Origin of the sequence: Streptomyces sp. 13-12-16, from assembly GCF_002114215.1 — a bacterium.
Lineage (GTDB): Bacteria > Actinomycetota > Actinomycetes > Streptomycetales > Streptomycetaceae > Streptomyces.
The window spans coordinates 1-3,111 of the sequence record NZ_NCTE01000227.1 but is presented as its reverse complement, the minus strand read 5'-3'; the positions used below and the strand labels follow the sequence as shown (position 1 = coordinate 3,111).

Here is a 3,111-nt window from a genome sequence, read left to right as displayed (position 1 = left end):
CGGGCTCCCCGGCGGCCAGTCGCACCGCGTCCCGCGCGACGGCCGGTTCCGGTTCCACGGGCTGCCGTTCGTGCCCGTCCTGGAGGGCCCGGGCCAGCAGCCGGTGGGCCTGCACGGCGGTCCGGGCGGCCAGGAACTCCAGCGCGGGCGGATCGATCCCGGCCGCGGGCTCCACCTCCGTGTCCAGCGACGGCGGAACCCCCGGCTCCGCGGGGAGGGCGGGAGCGTCGGGAAGCGACGGCAGGATGTCACCGGCCGCGTACGCCTCGGCCGCGTCCACCCCTTCCGGGCCCTGGGCGGGCCGCCGGGCGGACGCGTCGCCCCGGGCCTGGAGGGCGTCCAGCAGGGCGCGTTCACCCCGCCCCCGCATCAGCAGCAGGACGAACGGGTCCTCGTCCAGCAACCGGGCCACTTGATAGCACAGCGCCGCCGTGTGACCGCAGTGGTCCCAGGCGCCGCAGTCGCACTCCGGCTCCAGATCGCCCAGGCCCGGCAGCAGTTCGACCCCGGCCAGCTCCGCGTCCTCGACCAGGTGCGTCGGCATCTCGCGGTCGAGCAGCGCCGCGACATGCCCGGCCCGCTCCACGGCCATGGCCAGGAACCGCTCCCACTGCTCCCCGGACAGCTCCTGCAGCAGCACGTCCGCGCGGTGGGCCGTACGGTCCCGGTCCTGTACGACCGCCGTGATGCGCCCCGGCCGTACGGACACCGCGCCGACCGCGCCCGCGCGTGCCAGCCCGCGGCCCGCCTTGAGCTGCCCGGAGTCCAGCGCCGTGCCCTCCAGTGCCGTCAGCCAGGCCAGGCCCCACCAGCTCTGCGCGAAACCGCGCCCCCGCGCGGGCGGCAGCGCGGCGAAGGTTCGCTCCACGCCGGCCTCGTCACCGTCGTACCGGGTCATCGCAGTCCCCCTCGCAGTTCGACCAGCTCCGCCAGCTCGGCGTCGGTCAGTTCGGTGAGCGCCGCCTCGCCGGAGCCGAGCACCGCGTCGGCCAGCTCACGCTTGCGCTCCAGCAGTTCGGCGATGCGGTCCTCGATGGTCCCCTCGGCGATGATGCGGTGCACCTGCACCGGCCGGGTCTGGCCGATGCGGTACGCGCGGTCCGTCGCCTGCGCCTCGACGGCGGGGTTCCACCAGCGGTCGTAGTGCACGACGTGCTCCGCGCGGGTGAGGTTCAGCCCCGTGCCCGCCGCCTTCAGCGACAGCAGGAAGACCGGGACCTCGCCGTCCTGGAAACGGCGCACCATCGCCTCGCGCCCGGCGACCGGCGTGCCGCCGTGCAGGAACTGCGTCGGCACGCCCCGCGCGGCCAGATGCCGTTCCAGCAGCCGCGCCATGTGCACGTACTGCGTGAACACCAGAACGCCGGCCCGCTCGGTGAGGACCGTGTCGAGGAGTTCGTCCAGCAGCTCCAGCTTCCCGGACCTCCCGGCGACCACCGGCCGCTCCTCCTTGAGGAACTGCGCCGGGTGGTTGCAGATCTGCTTCAGCCCGGTCAGCAGCTTCACGATCAGCCCGCGCCGCGCCATGCTGCCGGCGCCCGCGATCTCGGCCATCGCCTCGCGCACCACGGCCTCGTACAGCGCCGTCTGCTCCTGGGTGAGCGACACCGCGTGATCGGTCTCCGTCTTGGGCGGCAGCTCGGGCGCGATCCCGGGGTCCGACTTGCGGCGGCGCAGCAGGAACGGCCGCACCAGACGGGCCAGCCGGTCCGCCGCGGCCGGGTCCTGCCCGCCCTCGACGGCGTCCGCGTACCGCCGCCGGAAGGTGCCGAGCCGGCCCAGCAGGCCGGGGGTCGTCCAGTCGAGGATCGCCCACAGTTCCGACAGGTTGTTCTCCACCGGCGTGCCGGTGAGCGCCACGCGCGCGCGTGCGCCGATGGAACGCAGCTGACGGGCCGTCGAGGAGTACGGGTTCTTCACGTGCTGGGCCTCGTCGGCGACGACCATGCCCCAGGGGACCCCGGCGAGCCGGGAGGCGTCCAGCCGCATGGTGCCGTACGTGGTGAGCACGAACTCGCCGTCGGCCAGGTCGTCCAGCGTCCGCCGCGCGCCGTGGAAGCGGCGCACCGGGGTGCCGGGAGCGAACCGCTCGATCTCCCGCTGCCAGTTGCCCATCAGGGAGGTCGGGCAGACCACGAGGGTGGGGCCCGCGGACTCCGGGCCGGTCCGGCGGTGCAGATGCAGGGCGATCAGGGTGACGGTCTTGCCGAGCCCCATGTCGTCGGCGAGACAGCAGCCCAGGCCGAGGGAGGTCGTCCGGGCCAGCCAGTCCAGGGCGCGCCGCTGGTAGTCCCGCAGCGTGGCGGCGAGCGCGGCGGGCTGCTCGACGGGCTCCTGCGCCTCGGGGTCCGCGAGCCGGTCCCGCAGGGCCGCCAGCCACCCGGTGGGCCGGACCTCGATCCGGCCGCCGTCGACCTCCACGGAGCCCGTCAGGGCCGCGCCGAGCGCGTCGACCGCCGTGACCTTGCGGTCCTGGCGCGCACGGGCCCGGGCCAGTTCCCGCGGATCGACCAGGACCCACTGGTCGCGCAGCCGTACGAGGGGGCGGTTCGCCTCGGCCAGCCGGTCCAGTTCCTCGCGCGTGAGCCGCCGGTCGCCCAGGGCGAACCACCAGTCGAAGGCGAGCAGCGCGTCGGCGGACAGGAACGACGGCCCGTCCGCGAGCCCGGTCCTTCCGGACCCGGGTTCGTCGTCGGTGGGACCGACCTCCGCGCGGGTGGTGAGTTCGCGGACCAGTTCCCTGGGCCAGTGCACGTCGACGCCCGCACCGGCGAGCACCCGGCCGCCTTCGCCGAGGAGTTCGGCGATCTCCTCCTCCGCGAGGTCCACCGCGTCCGGCACGGGCGCCGACAACAAGGGGGCGAGCGGCGCCCAGGCCCGCGCCGCGCGGCGGAGCGCGAGCAGGGCGTCCATCCGTGCGCGGGAGTCGAAGGCCGCGTCGAAGGCCCCGGCCCACACCTCGCCGGCGTCCGCGACGAGCGCGGGGTCGTTCACACCGTGCATCTGGAGGACGGCCCGGAACGACACGTCCGCGGCGTCGGCCGCGTCCGTGAGCCCGCGCGCCTCGATCCGCAGCGACAGCCGTACGCCGGCGTCGTGGCCGGCGGCGAT

2 protein-coding genes are annotated in these 3,111 nt (G+C 75.3%); both read right to left on the bottom strand.

Annotation, left to right across the window (positions count from 1 at the left end):
- Positions 1-898, bottom strand: an 898-nt coding sequence (locus tag B7767_RS10295; protein WP_085571926.1) for an SWF or SNF family helicase, incomplete at its 3' end; no start/stop codon positions are given.
- The coding region (locus B7767_RS10290; protein WP_085571925.1) for a DEAD/DEAH box helicase at positions 895-3,111 on the bottom strand (2,217 nt) is incomplete at its 5' end. The genes B7767_RS10295 and B7767_RS10290, both read right to left, overlap by 4 nt.